A 17,683-nucleotide genomic window follows, 5' to 3' on the forward strand; every position below is an offset into this window, starting at 1 on the left:
TGCTTTAAATCCTTAATTGCTTTACACTGAAATTCTGCATTTACTTTTCTAAGTAAATTATCTATTATATCAACTTGTCCTCGAATAAATACCCATTTAGCTTTTTGTAGTTTCATTTCAGTATCACTACAATATAAATCGATGACTAACAAATAAAAATATAGATATTCATTTTTTACATCATCAGTATAATAATTCCAATCAATACGTAAAATAATCTCGATTAATCCTTCAAGTTTTCCACAGTCTTTCCAAATATCTAAATATCTTTTTTCTTCCCACTGCATGACATTTCCAATATCAATCAGTTTTTCTACGACTTCATCAGGAAACCATGAATTATCATTCAAATAGTGAAAACAATCATAATGTGGGTGAAACTTAGAAGCTAGCTTGAAACCAGCCAATATATAATCAACAGAAATATCCTTTTTTAATGCTGTAAAAAAACAATAAACCCAGTAAGAATAATTTTCTTCAATCACTATCTGATTAAAACGTTCGATATCTTCAATCAATACAGATTTATTATAAAATTCAGTTTCAATTAATATAGTAGTAAAAACCAGGCGCCGTGAACTAGGTTGCTGAACGATAATTTGACACCATTTTAAGGTATTATTGTTTACGTGACTTAATAATCGACTCATTGCTGACAACATATCAAGTTGACTATCAAGCGCAAGACCCCAGTAAATAGATAAATAACCTATTACCTCCGTCCAAGCTAAACCTTTCATTGTACCCAATAAATATCTATGAAAAGGTATGGGTAGTTCAGGTGAATTTATAGCAACGTATAAATTATGATGATATGCATAGTATGGGTCAAGAATAAAGTCTTCTGTCGATATTGCTGATAAAGAACCAATATTGTATCCTACCCTATCAAGCTGTTTTAAAGCTTCTACCCAATGTTTACTCAACCTTAAAAGTACTTGGTTCTGATTTTTCTTATCACCTAAATATAATCTCAAATCAATTTTAGAAAAAGCTTTTGGTTTTGGTGGCTTTTGCTTAGTTCCTTTGTACGCTCTTGGATGTGCAGCAGTAGGTTTTATTACTTGCTTAGAATTATCTACTGGCAAAGGTTGTAATGTCACTTCCAATTCTAACAAATCCGGCGCCGTCTCAATCAAAATTACTAAAACATGAAAAAGTGTTTCTGCATTTAATTCTTCAACGCAACTCAAATAATTCCACGATGCTATCAATTGTTCTTTTTTAGCGTAAAGTGATGGTGCCAATAATTCTACAGGGTATTCGACAATTTCGTATAGACTCTTTTCTAAATCTATATCATTCGTAAATACAATATCACGACTAAAATCAACCTGATGCTTAACCCTGTTTACCACAGCCATTAGCTTATCAGTTTTTCTAACTATACCAAGTAAATAATCCATATTTGTAGTTTGAGTGCGTTGCCATGTTAAACTACATTATGAATTTAATCAATTATGGAATACTGGTGCCATAGTCACAGTTATTTTCAAACTCGCTTATATATTGCTCTATGCTTCGACGAGGTGAACCTGTAATTTTACCAATTTCTTCTACACTCACACCTTCACTGTACAACGCCAATACTAAATGTACCCTCCCTTTACTTATTTTTCTTGGCTCAGTCAAAAAAGGTCAGGCGAGACACCTAACCTACCAAATTTAATGACACGAAACACTAGCTGTGACGCACCATCAATAATGGCGCCACTACTGTACACTTAAATCTAAAGTGTAATTAAGGATGCCATTGCCGCTACTTTGCTGAGAAATATTACTATCAGAACTCTTCATATCTATGCTAACGGATGCTGTAGTAGGAGTGTAACGGGCAAAAACCTCGACTTTTTGTTGCCCTACCGATAAATATGGTGATAAATTGATTTCTGATGAATGGTTGTTTAAGCGTTTGACTGTTTTTCCATTAATCTTTATTTCTCCTTGTAGTTTTGCATTAGGAGAATTAATTTTGAGAATATGAGGCTGTTTGAGATTAGCAGAACTTATAGTTAAACTGTTTCTTTGGATATTATCGGAAGAACTGCTTGATACTTGGCTATTAACGGTAAAATTATTCACATCATCACCTTCCGTATCGTCATTCGAGTAGTCGTCAGTGTTTTGCGTGGAAGTGGTTGTAGTTTTAACAGTCGAAGTTTTAACAGTCGAGGTTTGCTGACTATAGGAAAAGCTATTATTGACTCCGATGATGAGACTAATAATAAGACCAAGGGGAAGACCGTAAAGAAGTAGTTTTCGCATAAATTTTATTTAAAATAGAGTTTTTAGTAATTATGTTTTGTACCATGTTTTTGGGGTAGAGCAGATTTTATAATGAAATGCTTCTATTTTTAATTTACTTAAGAAATCTGAAAGCCCCCTGAAGGGGGCAACAATTTGTAACATTATACGTTTGTAATAATGTGCGTGACACTACGAAAATTGCCCTTCGTTTTAGGATTGTAAGTAGTGTCACGCACCCTACCAGGGAACGGGTACGTTGACTTGGGTGCCAACATCAATATTGATATGTGGCATTTTTACTCCTGTAGGGTTTTTACCACCAGAAAGATGCTGAGTTCTATTAATGCTTTGATTAACTTTACCCCCTCCGGTGTAAACTTGAGTACCAGTTGCAGTAGACGTATTACCGAAACAATTTTTACTGATACCTTGATTAGTATTTCTTCTTTGGTTTGCAGGTTTATTGCGGTCGTGAATTGCAATTTGGTTGTCAACTGCAACATTGATACAGGTAGCACTAGCTTTAGGTGTGAGTGGAGGAACGAGTGTTGGTATCGCACTCATTGCTGTAGCGAGAGCAATTAATTTTAGTTTCATGATGTATTTCGCCGTTTGATATATGGTTGTGTTCTGTATTAACAGCCTCTGAAAGCTTGATTTTGGGTTGTTCTTTGCGTTCCATTAACGTTAGCTCTGTTATGATTTCCAATAATTCCAACATTCTGATTCAAAAGTTGGTCGGAACTTTGGCGTTGAGAACCTGTTCTATAACCGCAATATGCGCTTCTACGTTGTTTTTGACTGGTGGTTTGGGAACCGTTAACATGGGCAGAGTTACCAGAACCATTAATATATACAGATTGATTAAGTTCTTGGTTTGCATCCTGACCTTGACCAGCAAACGCTGCATTGGGAGCGATAATTACAGCAGCTAATAAACCGAGAGTGTAGATAGTGTTCTTCATTTTTGTGTATCTTAATAGTTGTGTGTTGTTTTGTTGTTTGTGTAATGGTGTCATCCACCAGAACTAAGAACATTGAGCAGCTTGACCTTGAACAACGTTATTAACGTTAGTAATTTTGATACGGTTACGATTTCCGACGTTAGCAGCCGCAATATTATTATTAATGGCATTCCCTTGAGTTTGGTTACTTGGGGATTGACATAAAAGCTTCTTAGCTCTTCTTTGTGATTTAATCACATAAGTTCTATTGATAATGCGGATTCTATTGCCTTTACCAACATTACTAGCGTTAATATTTGTATTCCCGGTGTCACCCTGTACTTGCTCACCAGCAAATGCAACAGGCGCCATTGCAAAAGCTGCAAGTACAGCGAGAATCAAAGATTTTTTAAACATTTCATATACCTTATATTAGTTGTGTGTTGTTTAGATGTGTAGGGTGTGTGACGCTATAAAGAACTTGAACTAAAGTTATAAAACTAGTAGCGTCACGCACCGTATTAGTATTAATAGCAAGCAGCAGATTGAGCTTGGTTAACGATGGTATCGTTATTAATACGATTACTGTTGCGATTTCCAACGTTACCAACAGCAACTACATTGTTAACAGCACTTCCTTGAACTTGATTACCACTAGAACTGCAAGCTCGATGGCGCCGACCGTAACGATGCGAGCTAAACTTGCTCTGGGATTGATTGACATCGGTTGTATTGTTAACAGTGGTTCGGTTGTGATTGCCAACATTACCTACCGAGGTGGTGTTATTTACGTTGCTACCTTGCACTTGATCACCTGCAAATGCTGCGGGCGCCATTGCTAATGCTGCGAGTACACCGAGAACTAAAGATTTCTTCAACATTGTTGTATACCTTGTCTTAGTTGTGTGTTGTTCGATTAAAAGTTAAAACCATTTTTGAATCTCACTCAAGTTATTTAATTAAAAAACTTAAGTGTTGAGGACGACAAAAACCCCTTTAAATCTAGAGTCGATTGCTAAACTATTGTTAACCCTCTAAGGTTTAACAATAATATTGCTTATACTGCAATTTGATGTAGTGTTTTTATCGTTTGGAATGATTTTAGCTACAGGGTTCTGTAGAGTCATTCCGGATAGGCAAGAAAGTTTTTGGTGAAAAATATGTTTTAAATATTATTTCTTGTTCTTTCCCTCTCACTGCTGTCTATAAACACTTTAACCAAAGTATTTATGTGTGTCAAGTTTTAGTTGAAAATTTAGACATATTTTTTTGATGTGAGGCCAGAGACAGTCCAGAAGCTTAATTTACAAGGAACTACGCTTACTTTCTGTTTTGTCACACCCAAAAAGTAATACAAAAAAACTAACAAGCTAATGAATGAACGTTCGGTTGTTGAGTAATTAGGCGCCTGGATTTTGGGTAATAAAATGTGAACCGTGGTTCACATCTTTTTAAAACTCTCAGTTGCAATTTTTGCAACAACGACAATATTCATAGTAATTACACGGTTGACTAAATTTAATTAAGACATGAATTTGGCTTCTAGTCACTTAATGGTAACTCTAAAAAAAGTATTAAAATTGACCTCGAATTTTTCCGTAATCAGGGATAATCGATTTGTTTGACTATTTAAGACGAAATCAAAGTGAAAATCCAGAATGATGATAAACAAGCTGTTTGTGCCTAGTGGTGCTGTAATTACTCTTTTATATTTAACAAGTAGCGTTTTAAATTCCAATTCTGCCAGTGCGTCTCCTAATGTAGCATCTAGTCCAGTAGCATCTACTTTAACGGTTGCAGCAACAACTACTGCACAACCAACAACCTCATATAATAAAGCTAGTAAAAAACTGGCGCCTGGTAGATATTGCTATTCAGCCAAAACAAAAACGCTTGATGCAACAGCCCAGATAAATATTAGTGGAGCTAACAAGGTCAATGGCACTGTGGCAGCAACTATCCAGAATCCTGCTCAGGGTTATTATAGTTCCTACCAGCAAACTTTGACGGGAGAATTGGCGGCTGATAAAGCGAAACTGAAAATTGTTACCAAAATTGAAAATGATACTCAAAATACTCAAGAAACCTGGACAATTACCGAGTCTACTTTAAATACAGGTAGAGAAACTTTTACTAAAGTCAATTGTACAACCTCTACCTCTGATACAAAAACAGCACCAACCAGAACGCCTGTTCGGGTCAATTTTGCAGCTGGTGCTAACTCGAAGACAATAAAACAATCTGTAATTAGAGGAGAGCGCGACACTTACTTAGTTGGCGCCAAAAAAGGACAACAAATGAATCTGAGAATCACATCTTTGGAAAAGAATGCTGTATTTGATGTCATCGCACCTGATGGTAAAACTATCAAACAAGAAGCAACAACTTGGAACGGAAAACTCCCTGTAAATGGAGACTACCAAATTGTAGTTGGAGGAACGCGCGGTAATGCTACTTATGAATTAACTGTAACAATTAAGTAGTTTAAATAGTAAATCACTTATCCTTACTGCACGCTCCTTACAAGCAGTAAGGATAATTTACTAACAATTCAACGATTACTTTGTCTTGCAAGCCAGCTAGATGTATTATCTCTTGTCTTGTAAAACCTGACACCTGTCACAAGACTTACGATATAAACCATTTACCTGGTGGATGTGTTTGTTTTGACGAATATTATTCACCCTGAACATATCCTTGACCTTCGGTATCAGACAAAAATGGTTCACTAAGTTGGGTTGCCATGTTTTACCCCTTGTGAGTTTATTTTTTCTATTTTATACATATTTAGATAAAATTGAGATAGGCGCTACGTGTTGTGGTAATTACTTAAATAAGTGTATAAGATATTCAAGCGTTGTTGAATATCCTCTTTATATTTACCTATTATAACTCTCCATAGCATTTTTCCTAAACAACGAGACGCACGCCACGAAAACACTGCATCTTGTATATCAATATGACTACGCTCAAATAATAAATGTCCGATTAAACCTACTAACTGTGTTAGAGGTAAAGCACAAAGTAACCAAATATTGTGGAAGTAAGCGGCGCCAAGAAGTAAGCTGTAAAATATAAGGATTCCTAGGATATGAAAAGCAATGTTTACAGGGTGTTGGTGTTTGAGAACAAATATATCCCAGTAGTCTGTAAATGGATGGTCTGTGATATTTTTGTTTATACTGTTTCTGAGATTATTTGTCAGGGTGGGCTTTGATTTATTCATTTGTTTCGTTTATTAATTGTGAGTGGTGGTGCGTGACGCTACTAGATTTTTGCTTCGTTTATTAATTGCTATTTGCGTCACGCACCCTACGTTTTATATGAAGATAAAACTGTTCCGAGTTGCTGTTGACCCAAGTGTTGATTTACTTTACCTTGGTCAATTACTTTTACACCGCTTATATATACAGCTTGAATTATTTCTTCTGAACCACGTTTAACCATTCGCGGTTCTCCATCGAGTACTGGGTCAAAAACTTCTACTTGGGGACTGATGGGTTGATTGAGTGCATCGGGGTTGAGTAAAACTATATCAGCTTTGGCGCCTACTTTTATTATTCCTGTATCTAGCCGGAACCATTGGGCAGGTTCTCCTGTTACACGATGTATAGCTGTTTCGGGTTTAATAAATTTGGTGACAACTGCTTGTTTGAGTAAAGATAAGGCGCCATCATAGTATCCTAAGTTTCGCACGTGTGCCCCAGCATCTGTAAAACCAGGTAATATATGCGGGTGTGACATCATTGCTTTTCTGGGTTCGAGTCGGTCATTGGCGCCTGTAGCTACCCATCGTATATCTGTATCGTACAACTGTAATGCCTCGATAAAAAACTCTAAAGGGTCTTGCTGCTTTTTACGAGCGACTTCTGCAAAGCTTAAACGAAGCCATGTTTCTTCAGGACAACGCACAATTTCCATGTTTTCTAACTGACGATGAAATGAACGGCGCCATTTATTGCACCAGTCAGTACGAAATTGAGATACAAAACCAGGTGACTTCCATAATTGTTGACGTTCTTCTCTGGAATTACAACCATTCAGCTTTACACCAGAGGGAAATTCTTCAAATAATGGTGTAACTGGACCGTTGGAATATATAGTAAAAGGTTCCGTTAAAGTTTGAAACCGAACATTACCTCTAAATATCCTGTTCCATATAAATAAAATAGGAGAGAAAACTCGCCATAGTTTACGGTCGTGGACAGCATCTAATGCAGAAAGCACAGTTAAGCGTAAAGGAAGATTACCTAAACTCATCCGAAAAATATCCCAAAAGGAAGCAAGCCGTTGTAAGTTGGGTGTTACCTGAAAAACTTTATCGCGTTGCCGACAAAGATTTGCCAGCATTGCGTATTCTTTATATTGCGCGTGTTGCGAAGGAATAGTGCAACCACTCCATTCACCACTCATTAAATGCCAAGGAAACATATCTATAGAGATGCCAATAAATCCTGCGTCCAATGCTTGTGCTGCTATTTCTTCCATTATTTGTAGTTCTTTTTCGTTAGGTTGAGCAGTTAAACTACGTTCCAACCCCATAACATGCGCGCGTAATGCACTATGTCCAAACATTACCGCTACATTTGGTCCCAAGGGTAACTGCTGTAAATGCTGTAAATACTCTTTGGGAGTTTGCCACGAAACAGATTTTTGTAACCATTTCTCAATTAGCTTGTGCGAAAGCGTTTCGACTCGTTGAAAAATATCTGCTAAATCTTGCGGCGCCCCAATTGCCACAGACAAGCTACAATTTCCAATAACTACAGTTGTTACACCATGACGTACTGACTCGCTTAAACCTGGTGCTATCTCCACCTCTAAATCATAATGCGTATGAATATCGATAAAACCAGGTGTTACCCATAACCCAGTTGCATCAACAATGTTATATGCTTCTAGAGATAGTGATGGAGCGATATTGACAATTTGCCCATTTTGAATACCAATGTCTCGACGTATAGGCGCCGTTCCTAACCCGTCAAAAACTAAACCGTTCTTAATTAATAGGTCTAGCATAAATAATTAATTTCTATAATGCTCGGTTTTTACCCAGTTTAACTGAGAAGGCTTTATACATGAACTAAGTGTAGTAACAATCATAACTGGTATTTAGGGTATGGCTTGTAGCATAGGCTTCTAGCCTGTGCAGTCATGTGTTCTTTTTACCACAAAGACACAAAGGACACAAAGGACACAAAGAGAGTAACATTAAAGTTAATTTCCATAGTGTTCAGTTTTTACCCAGTTTAACTGAGAAGGCTTTATACATAAACTAAGTGTAGTAACAATCATGATAGGTATCCAGTGCAGCATATAAAAAGAACCTTGAAGCGTTGACCATAATAATGACCATCCCCGCAAGTTTTGAAATTGGTAAAGTCCTGCAACAAAACCGATGGTAAGAATTATACCTAGGAGAAATTGAAGGGGAAAAAGTACTGCGTTATGACTATAGAAGACTGTCCAGAGTAAATCGGGAATCAGTCCAATTGGTAAAATAAACTGTAATATTAAAAATAAAAGTAAATCTATTTCTTTTTTCCAACCCAAATTTAGCATTTGCGGTAAATAATCCAAATAACGTTGATAACCTCCAAGTGACCAACGAAAGCGTTGATGCCATAGCTGCCACCAAGTTATTACTCCTTGTTCTTTAATAGTAGGCGCCGTCACAAATTCTATTTCTGCTCCTGCAATATATAATCTAAATACCAAATCTAAATCATCGGTAACAGTGTTCTCATTCCATCCGTTACATTTCTCTAGAAGGTGGCGCCTTACAAACATGCCATTTCCTCGAAGTTCTGTCATCCCGGAAGCTGCAATACGATGCGTTTGTAACCAAGCATCGCAACTCATTTCCATCTGCTGACAGCGAGTTAAGAAGTTAATATTACGATTTGCAATTGTTTTTCTTACTTGTACTGCACCAATGGTGTTATCTTGAAATAAAGAAACTGTTTGTTTTAAAAAATTAGTAGTAAATTGCGCGTCAGCATCGCAAACAAGAATTATCTCTCCTTTTGTGGTGCCGAATACTGCATTTAAGGCGCCTGATTTACCTCCGCCAGAAGTCTCACGGTGATAAACTTGTAATGAAGGAAACTGTGATTGTAATTTTTCTAACCTTTGGCGAGTATTATCGGTACTAGCATCATTAATAATCCATATATCTAAATGTGAGGCTGGATAATCTAAGTGAAATAAGCTTTCAACTATATTAGGTAATATTATACTTTCATTTTTGGCTGGAACTAGAATTGTTACGGTAGGTAAATAAGCTTCGTTTGAATTAATCAAAGCTTTTGGTTTTGCTATGAGCATTCTTACTGCTTGCCAAGTCAAAATAAGCGTTAATACTAGTATTAGCCACCGTGTAATGGGCACTAAGTGCATTAAGCTGATTATGCTCCAAACTGAAATAATTACTATGATGGCTTTGAGGCGCCTGTAGTTGGTTGTATTTTGGCTTTGTTCTAAGGCAATGTTTTTCATTCTTGTCCAGTAAATATATATACTTAATATGTTAGTTTAACTCTTTCTTTGTCACTCTGTCTCTGTGTGATGATATAAAAGAATTTTTACCACGGAGACGCTCTTGGCACAGAGAGAAGAAGTATTTTTATAGGCTACACACTTTCTTGATAAAAAATATACCATTATATTAAGTTCGGATTATCTATTTTTTATGTAAGCATTATTGCTTTTTTGTAATTGTAAACAGTAAATTCACTGATTTTTTAAGATAACGAACCGCAATAGCCTAGGAAAGCAAAGAAAGAGAGGAAAGAATAAATATATGATAGATTTACGCGCTTTTTATCAGGCGACCAATCCTAGTAAAACTTTGGCTTTTGATAATGTTGAGGATCAAAAGTTATATATTGATTTTTCTACGGTTAGAGGTGGTAAAATTATTGAAGAACTGAGAGATAATATTACTTTTTTCTCTCCTCTTGAGCCAACTTGTCAGTTGTTTACTGGTCACATTGGCTGTGGTAAATCTACTGAATTGTTGCAGTTAAAATTAGAATTGGAAAAAGAAAACTTTTATGTAGTTTACTTTGAGTCAAGTCAAGACTTGGAAATGGCTGATGTTGATATTGGTGATTTTTTGTTAGCTATTGCACGTCACGTTAGTCAGAGTCTAATTGATATTAAATTAGGTGAACCCGATAAGCTTAAGGAATTACTTCAAGGCGCCTGGAGAATATTGAATGCAGAAGTTACAGGAGTGAAAGCAAAAATTCCGGTTGTCGGTGATATTGGTTTTAACTTGGAGAAAGAAAAGTTTTCACTCTCTATGGGAATTGCAGAAATTACCACTCGAACCAAAGGTGATGCAACGTTACGCGAACGACTCAATCAATATCTTGCACCTCAAAAGACTAAGCTTTTGGAAGCGATAAATAACGAGTTGTTAGAACCTGCTATCGCCAAACTTAAACAGCGTGGTAAAAATGGACTTGTCGTCATCGTCGATAACCTTGACCGCATCGACAACCGCGTTAAACCTTGGGGGCGCCCGCAACAAGAGTATTTATTCATTGACCAAAGCGAGTACTTAACCAAACTGAATTGTCATGTAGTTTATACAATGCCATTAGCGCTGAAATTCTCAAATGACTACAACAACTTGACACAACGCTTTCCAGAAGATGCCAGAGTGTTACCAATGGTGCCAATACATTACAAAGATGGTAGTTACTGTAAACCCGGCATGGAACTGATGCGTCAAATGGTACTAGTACGGGCTTTTCCAAACTTAGGCGCCAGTAAACGTTTGAGTCAAATCACCAAGATTTTTGACACACCACAAAGTTTAGACCGTCTATGTCAAATCAGTGGTGGTCATGTACGAGACTTACTCAGATTACTAAACAACTGGATTCAACGCCAAAGAACATTACCCTTGCAGAGAGAAACACTAGAAGCCTTAATTCGTTCACGTCGTAACGAAATGACAATGCAAATCAGTGATGAAGAATGGGAACTACTGCGACAAGTCCGTATACGTAAAAAAGTAGGTGGTGACAAAGATTATCAAACACTCATTCACAGTCGTCTAGTCTTTGAATACCGTAACTATAACGGAGAATCATGGTTTGACGTAAACCCAATATTAATAGAAGCAGAAGAACTACAAAACACCCTGCCCTAACTATCCTTTCTCCTCTCCTCTCTTCTCTTCTCTTCTCTTCTCTTTGTGTCCTTTGTGGTTAATTAACTCTTAATTCCTCTCTCCGTGTACTCTGCGTCTCTGTGGTAAAAAAATCAATGCCAGAAAAAAATGAAATCGGTGCCATCCACCCAGAAATATCTCCAGCATTAGAAGAACTAGCATGGACACTTTCAGCATCGCAAGGAGAATTTCGATTAATCCTAGCACGCTGTAACTACATTCTATTACGCTCAGTCCTATACAAAAACTTGCAAAAACTGACAAGCATCAAAATTCCAATTGTCAACTTAAAACAAACCGAAACCAGCCTGTACAACAAAATTGAAGCACTTCTACCAAAACAACCAGAAGCAATCATGGTCTGGGGTTTAGAATCACTATTAAACTTAGAGCAACTAATAATAGCAACCAACTTAATTCGTGAGGAATTTCGTAAAAAATTTAAGTTTCCGATTGTTTTGTGGGTTAACGACGAAATTTTAGGCAAAATGACCCGATTATCGAGTGACTTTGAAAGCTGGGCAACTACAATAGAGTTTACCATCACAACTGATGAATTAGTCAAACAACTAAAACGTGATACTGAGACCATTTTTGAAGTTGCATTGACATCAGACACATATTCAATTGGTTGGCAAATAGGATACATACGTCGCAACGAAATTATTCGGTATCTTCATGATTTACAGTTAATACAATATCAACTTGAACCCTCACTACAAGCGAGTGTAAATTTTGTGCGCGGACAACAAGCTTACTTGAATCATCAAATCGATACTGCTTTAAATTATCTTCAGCAAAGCTTAATTTTTTGGAACCAACAAAAAACATCATTTTACCAATTGCGGGCAGGAATATTGATTTTTCACATTGGTTTATGTTATTATCAAAAAGCAGAACATTCTACAAATTCACAAGATTATTTAACACAAGCGAAAGATTGTTTTCAACAGTGTATTGATATTTTTACCGAAGCTAAGTATCCGAATTTAGTTGCCAAATTTATTAACCCCTTGGGTGAAACACTAAAACGTTTAGAAGCTTGGGATGATTTACAACGTCTGGCATTAAATGCTTTAGATTTACAAAAATTATATGGTAACTCCACACGAGTCGCGCGCGCTTACGGTTTTTTAGCAGAAGTTGCCTTGCACAAACGACTATGGAAAAAGGCAAAGCAAGACGCATATCAAGCACTGCATTATATAACAAAAGATTCAGGAACACAGCATCAAGGATTATATTTATTATTGCTTGCATCTTCAGAAATCAAATTAGGGCAAACAGAGCTTGCAATTAAACATTTATTACATGCGCGTTCTCTTGGTAACAAAGATAATCCGACTCAGTATATTCAGATTTTACAGCAATTAAGAGCCGTTTATTGGAAACAAAACCGCTATCTCGAAGCTTACAAGTGCAAGTTAGAAATACGCTCAAATGAACAACAGTATGGGTTTAGAGCATTTATTGGCACCGGAAAATTAAGGGCGCAGCGCAAACCCCAATCAAGTTTAACTCAAATAATTGATACAGTAGATAATAGCTCATTGGAAGAAACACTGGCGCCGGAAATTACAGCATCTGGACGAGGACGAGATGTTAAACAGTTACTAGAACGCATCATGCGTCCCGACCATAAACTTATCGTAATTCATGGATACTCTGGTGTTGGCAAAACTTCGCTCGTACAAGCTGGGTTAATTCCAGCTTTGAAACGAACAAGTATTAACACCAATATTAATATTATTACAGTATACATACAATTTTATGATTACTGGGCTGAAGAATTAGATAAAGCACTAGCATTAACTTTATCAAAAGAACAGGAAAAAGGCGATAAAGCCACACCGAATAAAATTTTGGAAATTCTTAAAAATTCTTGTTCATATAATTTAAAATTTGTTTTAATTTTTGACCAATTTGAAGAGTTTTTGTTTAAATACAATACATCTGGACAGCGACATGAATTTTTTCATTTTTTAGGGGAGTCTTTGAATCTACTGGGAGTAAAAGTTATCTTATCAGTACGAAAAGATTATTTACATTACCTGCTTGAATGTATTCGTGTCAAGAGCATGAATATTATTAGTCATGATATTTTAAGTAAAAACATTCTATATGAAATCGGTAATTTTTCAATTCACGACGCGAAAACATTAATTGGGCGCCTGAGTGAACGTTCCAAACACCATTTAGAATTAGATTTAATCGAACGTTTAGTAGATGATTTAGCGATTAAATTTGGTGAAGTACGTCCAATTGAGTTACAAATCGTTTGCGCGCAATTAGAAACCGAAAAGATTACAACATCGTCACAGTATCAACAACATGGACCAAAACAAGAACTAGTTAAACGCTACTTACAAGAAGTTATTCAAAATTGTGGTCAAGAAAACCAAAAAATAGCAGACATATTATTATATCTACTTACTGACGAAAAAGCAATTCGCCCTGCTAAAACTCGTTCGGAGTTGAAACAAGCTTTTCTGTTAAGGATTACTGATAATAATTGGAAACAACCTAGGATAGATGACAGTAGATTAGATATAGTGTTAAATATTTTTGTGGCAGCAGGTATTGTTGTTTTAATCCCCGCAAATCCTGATGACCGTTATCAGCTTGTTCATGACTATTTAGCAACATTCATTCAAAAACAACAGCGACCAAAAATAAATGACTTGATACTCAAGCTTCAACAATTAGAAGCACAAATTCAAGTTTATAAATGGGTATTATTTACTGCATTTGTTATAATAGTACTATTAGTAATAGTAATTCACTAAAGTATGGCAGTAAGAGCGCGTATCAAACCTTGTCACATTTGCAATCAATCGGCGCCTGTTTTGTATAGAGTTAAATATGAAGAAGGGGACTGGGCTTTCGTATGTCCTAATTGCTGGCAGCAGATTAGTCAAGATAACCCGTTTTATGTTTATGGTGGAACCTGGAAAGCCGAAAAGACCAAAAAATAGATGATCCTGTAGGACAGGCGAGACGCCTATCCTACGAGATTGGAAACAATCAGAGTACTCTTATATATACTTATTCCCCACGTTGCCAACTAACCTGGTTTGCCCCTGTTTGAATCAATTGGTTTAAGTCCGCAACTGCGCTAGCATATTGAGGATCAGCTAACGTGCCCAAAGTGCGGTTTTTCTCTAATGCTTTTTGTTGTACCTCGGTTAACTCCACCGTAATATCTGGTGCAATACCCACATGATTGATATCTCGACCTTTTGGCGTGTAGTACTTAGCAATTGTAAGTTTCAACGCCGAACCATCTCCCAGCGGTTCTACTGCTTGAACTAATCCTTTGCCAAAAGTACGAGTTCCTACCAACGTCGCGCGCTTATCATCTTGCAACGCTCCTGCCAAAATTTCACTAGCACTGGCAGACCCCTGATCAACTAGCACAACCAAAGGTTTATTGGTTAAGGGATGTCCCGTCGCATTGTAGCTTTCTTTAACTTGATCCCGATTTACCAAAGACACAATCGCATCTTTTTTCAACCACATACCAGCAATTTCCAAACTTGCATCCAGCAGTCCACCTGGATCGGAACGCAAATCTAAAACATAACCTTGCACATGCTGCTTTTCTAAGGCTTTAATTGCCTGTTCCATTTCAGAGGGAGCAGTTTGTGTAAATTCAGGTAGATTAATATATCCTATTTTCCCTGTTCCATTAGTCTCGGTGTGGTAAGTAACGGGATGGAGGGCAATGTTAGCTCTAGTAAGCTGGAATGTTTGGACTTGGTTGTCGCGTTGAATCGTAAGTACTACCTTGCTTCCTATCTTACCTTGAATTTGTTTTACAGCATCATTAATATCCATGCCTTGAGTTGGCTTACCATCAATCTTAATAATTACATCGTTAGGCAAAATGCCCGCTTTATAAGCAGGTGTTCCTTCAACTGGCGCTACAACAGTTAAAGCTTTGGTTTTTTCATTCTGTGCCAGTTCCAGTCCCACACCGGTAAGGTTGCCAGCAAGGTCTCCATCTAGAGCCTTATATTCTTGGGGGTTATAAAATTCAGTGTAGCGGTCGCCTAACTTCCCAACCATTTCTTTAATTGCACCATAAGCCTGTTCCTTAGAACTGTAGGAGCGGTTAACATAGGTTTGTCGAATTGCTTTCCAGTCTAGATGGTTAAAGCTGCCATCAACAAAATCTTGATTCAAGATTTGCCACACTTGCTTCACCAAATCTACAGAGCTAGGCTGTTTTTGACCTAGAGCTTTTGAAGCGTAGAAACCACTACCTACGATAAGCGTAGCACTTAGGGCAATTTTGAGGCTGACGATCGATTTTTTCAACATACTGTAAATCAAATAAGGATGGATTCACAAAAACAGTGCAGAGAATTGCTGAGAATTATCTTTAGCTATCCTTGATGATGGAAACAAGCAGTCTTAAAATATCCTTAATTGTAGTCAATTCATGGATAATTTTTAATGTTGTAAAGGTCGTAACCTTATTTACACCAGCTAATCTTAGACGTTGCGGTGACTCAAAGCATGTACCAAAGTTCCTAACTGCACTAGTCAAAAAGTAATGGAAAGACCGTGACTTTTGTCCTATTTAAAAGTTCATTATTTGTTTAACTTTAAGCCCTAGGCAGACTTGACAATTGCCTCACCTTACTGCTGTTGAATGATACTTACTTAATAATTCTAGGTTGGGTCAAGGCTTTGCGTAACCCAACCCATAGCAGATTGTATTACTTTGTACACTTACAGACCCCACTAACCATAGTCAGTGCATATGCACAAATAATTTTTGTCAAAAGCTTAACAATATATATATATAGCAGTCCTAGATGAATTGTAAAAAATTCCGAAATGTAGAGACGCGACATGTCGCGTCTCTACAACGTGCAGGGTTCACAAATGATTTAGGACTGCCATATATTGTGACTATTCCTTTATCATTCAACGTTACAAAAATTAATTTTAAATGCGCTTTCATCAGTACAAATCGCAAGCGAATCCCCTAGCTTTAGCCAGGGGAGGAGTTAAGATTAACAACCTATCCGTTACATCTGTTTATAATCCGTTGCCAACTCCACGCGCGATTATTTATCGTCAGGCGCCGATTGAAGGGTTGGAACGACGCGGAATTGATCTAGTATTTTGTTGTCTTTAAAGATATTTCTGTCCAGGTTTGGTTGGGACTCTCCCATAATTACTAAACCATAGTCGCTGTTGTTCTCAATTATATTTGATAATAATTTAGGTTTCGCTGAGTCTGTTAATACAATTCCATTGCGGTTTCCACGGATTTGATTATCGGAAACTAAAGGTGTTGAGTTACCACCAATTGCAACACCAAACCCTGTGTTATCAAAGATATTATTGCGAATTTCTCCTGTTGCTTCCTTTGCAAACGAAACACCGTTAGCATCGTTGTTAGCAAAGCGGTTGTTTTCAATTCTAGGCGCCGCATGACCTGTTACAAATATTCCTTCGCGTTTACTATTGATAAAGCTACTGTTACGGATGATAGGTTGTCCAGACTCAACCCAAATACCAGTTCCGCGCGTGTTTGGATTGGTTATAGTGACTCCAGAAATTGACGAACTATCGGACGCTACGACTGTGACACTCTGCTTCGCGAAAGTTCTACTCATATAAGAATCTCCACCAATGATTTCCACTCCTTGACCCTGCATATTCTCATTACCCTTTAGAGTTACATCGGACTTAAGAATGAGTGGAAAAGATTCGCTGAAATACCGTCCTGAAGCTAGCTGGATAACCGTTCCAGGTGTAGCTTGTCCAAGTGCATACGATATGCTTCGATAAGGTGTAACCTCACTTTTTCCTGCACTGGCGCCATCTGTTCCTAATTGTGGATTAACGTACAATATCGTTTGAGTAGATATGTTCACTACAGGCGCCGACGCAGCTTGTGACGCTTGTGCGTATACTTCAGAAATATTTGTTAAGCTTAGTAACACTGCACTTGAATAAGTTACAAGTGTAGTGAATAATTTATAATTCATAGTAGCGATGTGTGGGAAAGTGACATAGCTACTGTATTCGTACATTTACTAAAACATCCTGAGTACTAATAATGAATATTGAAAGTAAATAAATATACTACGTAATTGTCAATTTAAACAACATTAAGCGCAATTAAAATTTGTATTCAAAGAATAAAAAAATCGTGTTTCTACAAATCGAAACAACGAAATAAACGCACCATTAATTTATGTGACAACATAAGGTGCGTGACACCACGAGTCTTATATATCATTGGAATTTTTTCGTAGCGTCACGCACCCTACGAGAATTAATCATC

General features: G+C 37.0%; 15 protein-coding genes. 4 read left to right on the forward strand and 11 right to left on the reverse strand.

Annotated elements, in window-relative coordinates:
- The 6 genes from AC2JBO_RS32535 to AC2JBO_RS32560 all read right to left on the reverse strand — a co-directional run.
- A partial coding sequence (locus AC2JBO_RS32535) for a hypothetical protein (protein WP_496957770.1) occupies positions 1–1,406 on the reverse strand: 1,406 nt, incomplete at its 3' end.
- 307 nt (positions 1,407–1,713) lie between these two features.
- Positions 1,714–2,265 (reverse strand): hypothetical protein, encoded by a 552-nt coding sequence (locus tag AC2JBO_RS32540; RefSeq protein WP_496957771.1) that lies wholly within the window; start codon positions 2,263–2,265, stop codon positions 1,714–1,716.
- A gap of 219 nt (positions 2,266–2,484) precedes the next feature.
- Positions 2,485–2,844, reverse strand: a complete 360-nt coding sequence (locus tag AC2JBO_RS32545) for a hypothetical protein (protein ID WP_496957772.1) — start codon at positions 2,842–2,844, stop codon at positions 2,485–2,487.
- Between the two features lie 38 nt (positions 2,845–2,882).
- Positions 2,883–3,212, reverse strand: coding sequence for a hypothetical protein (locus AC2JBO_RS32550; RefSeq protein WP_496957773.1), 330 nt, complete (start codon positions 3,210–3,212; stop codon positions 2,883–2,885).
- 63 nt (positions 3,213–3,275) lie between these two features.
- Positions 3,276–3,608 (reverse strand): hypothetical protein, encoded by a 333-nt coding sequence (locus AC2JBO_RS32555; protein ID WP_496957774.1) that lies wholly within the window; start codon positions 3,606–3,608, stop codon positions 3,276–3,278.
- Positions 3,609–3,718: 110 nt separating this feature from the next.
- Positions 3,719–4,072, reverse strand: a complete 354-nt coding sequence (locus AC2JBO_RS32560) for a hypothetical protein (protein ID WP_496957775.1) — start codon at positions 4,070–4,072, stop codon at positions 3,719–3,721.
- Positions 4,073–4,849: 777 nt separating this feature from the next.
- On the opposite strand from AC2JBO_RS32560, the gene AC2JBO_RS32565 reads away from it, so the two are divergent.
- Entirely contained in the window at positions 4,850–5,674 is an 825-nt protein-coding gene (locus AC2JBO_RS32565) for a hypothetical protein (protein WP_496957776.1), read from the forward strand.
- 326 nt (positions 5,675–6,000) lie between these two features.
- On the opposite strand, the gene AC2JBO_RS32570 is transcribed toward AC2JBO_RS32565, so the two are convergent.
- The 3 genes from AC2JBO_RS32570 to AC2JBO_RS32580 form a co-directional block, all read right to left on the reverse strand.
- On the reverse strand, positions 6,001–6,417 hold the full coding sequence (locus AC2JBO_RS32570) for an Mpo1-like protein (RefSeq protein WP_496957777.1): 417 nt from the start codon (positions 6,415–6,417) through the stop codon (positions 6,001–6,003).
- A gap of 86 nt (positions 6,418–6,503) precedes the next feature.
- Positions 6,504–8,210 carry an N-acyl-D-amino-acid deacylase family protein gene (locus AC2JBO_RS32575; protein WP_496957778.1) on the reverse strand — a complete coding sequence of 569 codons (1,707 nt, stop codon included), beginning with the start codon at positions 8,208–8,210 and terminating at the stop codon, positions 6,504–6,506.
- Between the two features lie 198 nt (positions 8,211–8,408).
- Complete coding sequence (locus AC2JBO_RS32580; protein ID WP_496957779.1) at positions 8,409–9,689, reverse strand: glycosyltransferase family 2 protein; 1,281 nt, start codon at positions 9,687–9,689, stop codon at positions 8,409–8,411.
- A 304-nt stretch (positions 9,690–9,993) separates the two neighbouring features.
- Between AC2JBO_RS32580 and AC2JBO_RS32585 the strand changes: the two genes are divergently transcribed.
- The 3 genes from AC2JBO_RS32585 (at position 9,994) to AC2JBO_RS32595 (ending at position 14,351) form a co-directional block, all read left to right on the forward strand.
- Complete coding sequence (locus tag AC2JBO_RS32585) at positions 9,994–11,355, forward strand: ATP-binding protein (protein WP_496957780.1); 1,362 nt, start codon at positions 9,994–9,996, stop codon at positions 11,353–11,355.
- A gap of 116 nt (positions 11,356–11,471) precedes the next feature.
- On the forward strand, positions 11,472–14,162 hold the full coding sequence (locus AC2JBO_RS32590) for an nSTAND1 domain-containing NTPase (RefSeq protein ID WP_496957781.1): 2,691 nt from the start codon (positions 11,472–11,474) through the stop codon (positions 14,160–14,162).
- A 3-nt stretch (positions 14,163–14,165) separates the two neighbouring features.
- Entirely contained in the window at positions 14,166–14,351 is a 186-nt protein-coding gene (locus AC2JBO_RS32595) for a DUF8622 domain-containing protein (protein WP_496957782.1), read from the forward strand.
- Positions 14,352–14,421: 70 nt separating this feature from the next.
- On the opposite strand, the gene AC2JBO_RS32600 is transcribed toward AC2JBO_RS32595, so the two are convergent.
- Together AC2JBO_RS32600 and AC2JBO_RS32605 are read right to left on the reverse strand one after the other, a co-directional pair.
- Positions 14,422–15,699 (reverse strand): S41 family peptidase, encoded by a 1,278-nt coding sequence (locus tag AC2JBO_RS32600; RefSeq protein ID WP_496957783.1) that lies wholly within the window; start codon positions 15,697–15,699, stop codon positions 14,422–14,424.
- 755 nt (positions 15,700–16,454) lie between these two features.
- Positions 16,455–17,384 carry a right-handed parallel beta-helix repeat-containing protein gene (locus AC2JBO_RS32605; RefSeq protein ID WP_496957784.1) on the reverse strand — a complete coding sequence of 310 codons (930 nt, stop codon included), beginning with the start codon at positions 17,382–17,384 and terminating at the stop codon, positions 16,455–16,457.
- Positions 17,385–17,683 lie beyond the last annotated feature (299 nt).

The organism is Calothrix sp. CBUCES-K 9914 (genome assembly GCF_059640475.1).

What these genes read in the sequence shown, in the direction of transcription:
- AC2JBO_RS32605 (WP_496957784.1), bottom strand. Translation starts at nt 17,384, where the DNA reads ATGAATTATAAATTATTCACTACACTTGTAACTTATTCAAGTGCAGTG.
- AC2JBO_RS32550 (WP_496957773.1), bottom strand. Translation starts at nt 3,212, where the DNA reads ATGAAGAACACTATCTACACTCTCGGTTTATTAGCTGCTGTAATTATC.
- AC2JBO_RS32560 (WP_496957775.1), bottom strand. Translation starts at nt 4,072, where the DNA reads ATGTTGAAGAAATCTTTAGTTCTCGGTGTACTCGCAGCATTAGCAATG.
- AC2JBO_RS32555 (WP_496957774.1), bottom strand. Translation starts at nt 3,608, where the DNA reads ATGTTTAAAAAATCTTTGATTCTCGCTGTACTTGCAGCTTTTGCAATG.
- AC2JBO_RS32545 (WP_496957772.1), bottom strand. Translation starts at nt 2,844, where the DNA reads ATGAAACTAAAATTAATTGCTCTCGCTACAGCAATGAGTGCGATACCA.
- AC2JBO_RS32595 (WP_496957782.1), top strand. Translation starts at nt 14,166, where the DNA reads ATGGCAGTAAGAGCGCGTATCAAACCTTGTCACATTTGCAATCAATCG.
- AC2JBO_RS32565 (WP_496957776.1), top strand. Translation starts at nt 4,850, where the DNA reads ATGATGATAAACAAGCTGTTTGTGCCTAGTGGTGCTGTAATTACTCTT.
- AC2JBO_RS32570 (WP_496957777.1), bottom strand. Translation starts at nt 6,417, where the DNA reads ATGAATAAATCAAAGCCCACCCTGACAAATAATCTCAGAAACAGTATA.
- AC2JBO_RS32585 (WP_496957780.1), top strand. Translation starts at nt 9,994, where the DNA reads ATGATAGATTTACGCGCTTTTTATCAGGCGACCAATCCTAGTAAAACT.
- AC2JBO_RS32540 (WP_496957771.1), bottom strand. Translation starts at nt 2,265, where the DNA reads ATGCGAAAACTACTTCTTTACGGTCTTCCCCTTGGTCTTATTATTAGT.
- AC2JBO_RS32600 (WP_496957783.1), bottom strand. Translation starts at nt 15,699, where the DNA reads ATGTTGAAAAAATCGATCGTCAGCCTCAAAATTGCCCTAAGTGCTACG.
- AC2JBO_RS32575 (WP_496957778.1), bottom strand. Translation starts at nt 8,210, where the DNA reads ATGCTAGACCTATTAATTAAGAACGGTTTAGTTTTTGACGGGTTAGGA.
- AC2JBO_RS32580 (WP_496957779.1), bottom strand. Translation starts at nt 9,689, where the DNA reads ATGAAAAACATTGCCTTAGAACAAAGCCAAAATACAACCAACTACAGG.
- AC2JBO_RS32590 (WP_496957781.1), top strand. Translation starts at nt 11,472, where the DNA reads ATGCCAGAAAAAAATGAAATCGGTGCCATCCACCCAGAAATATCTCCA.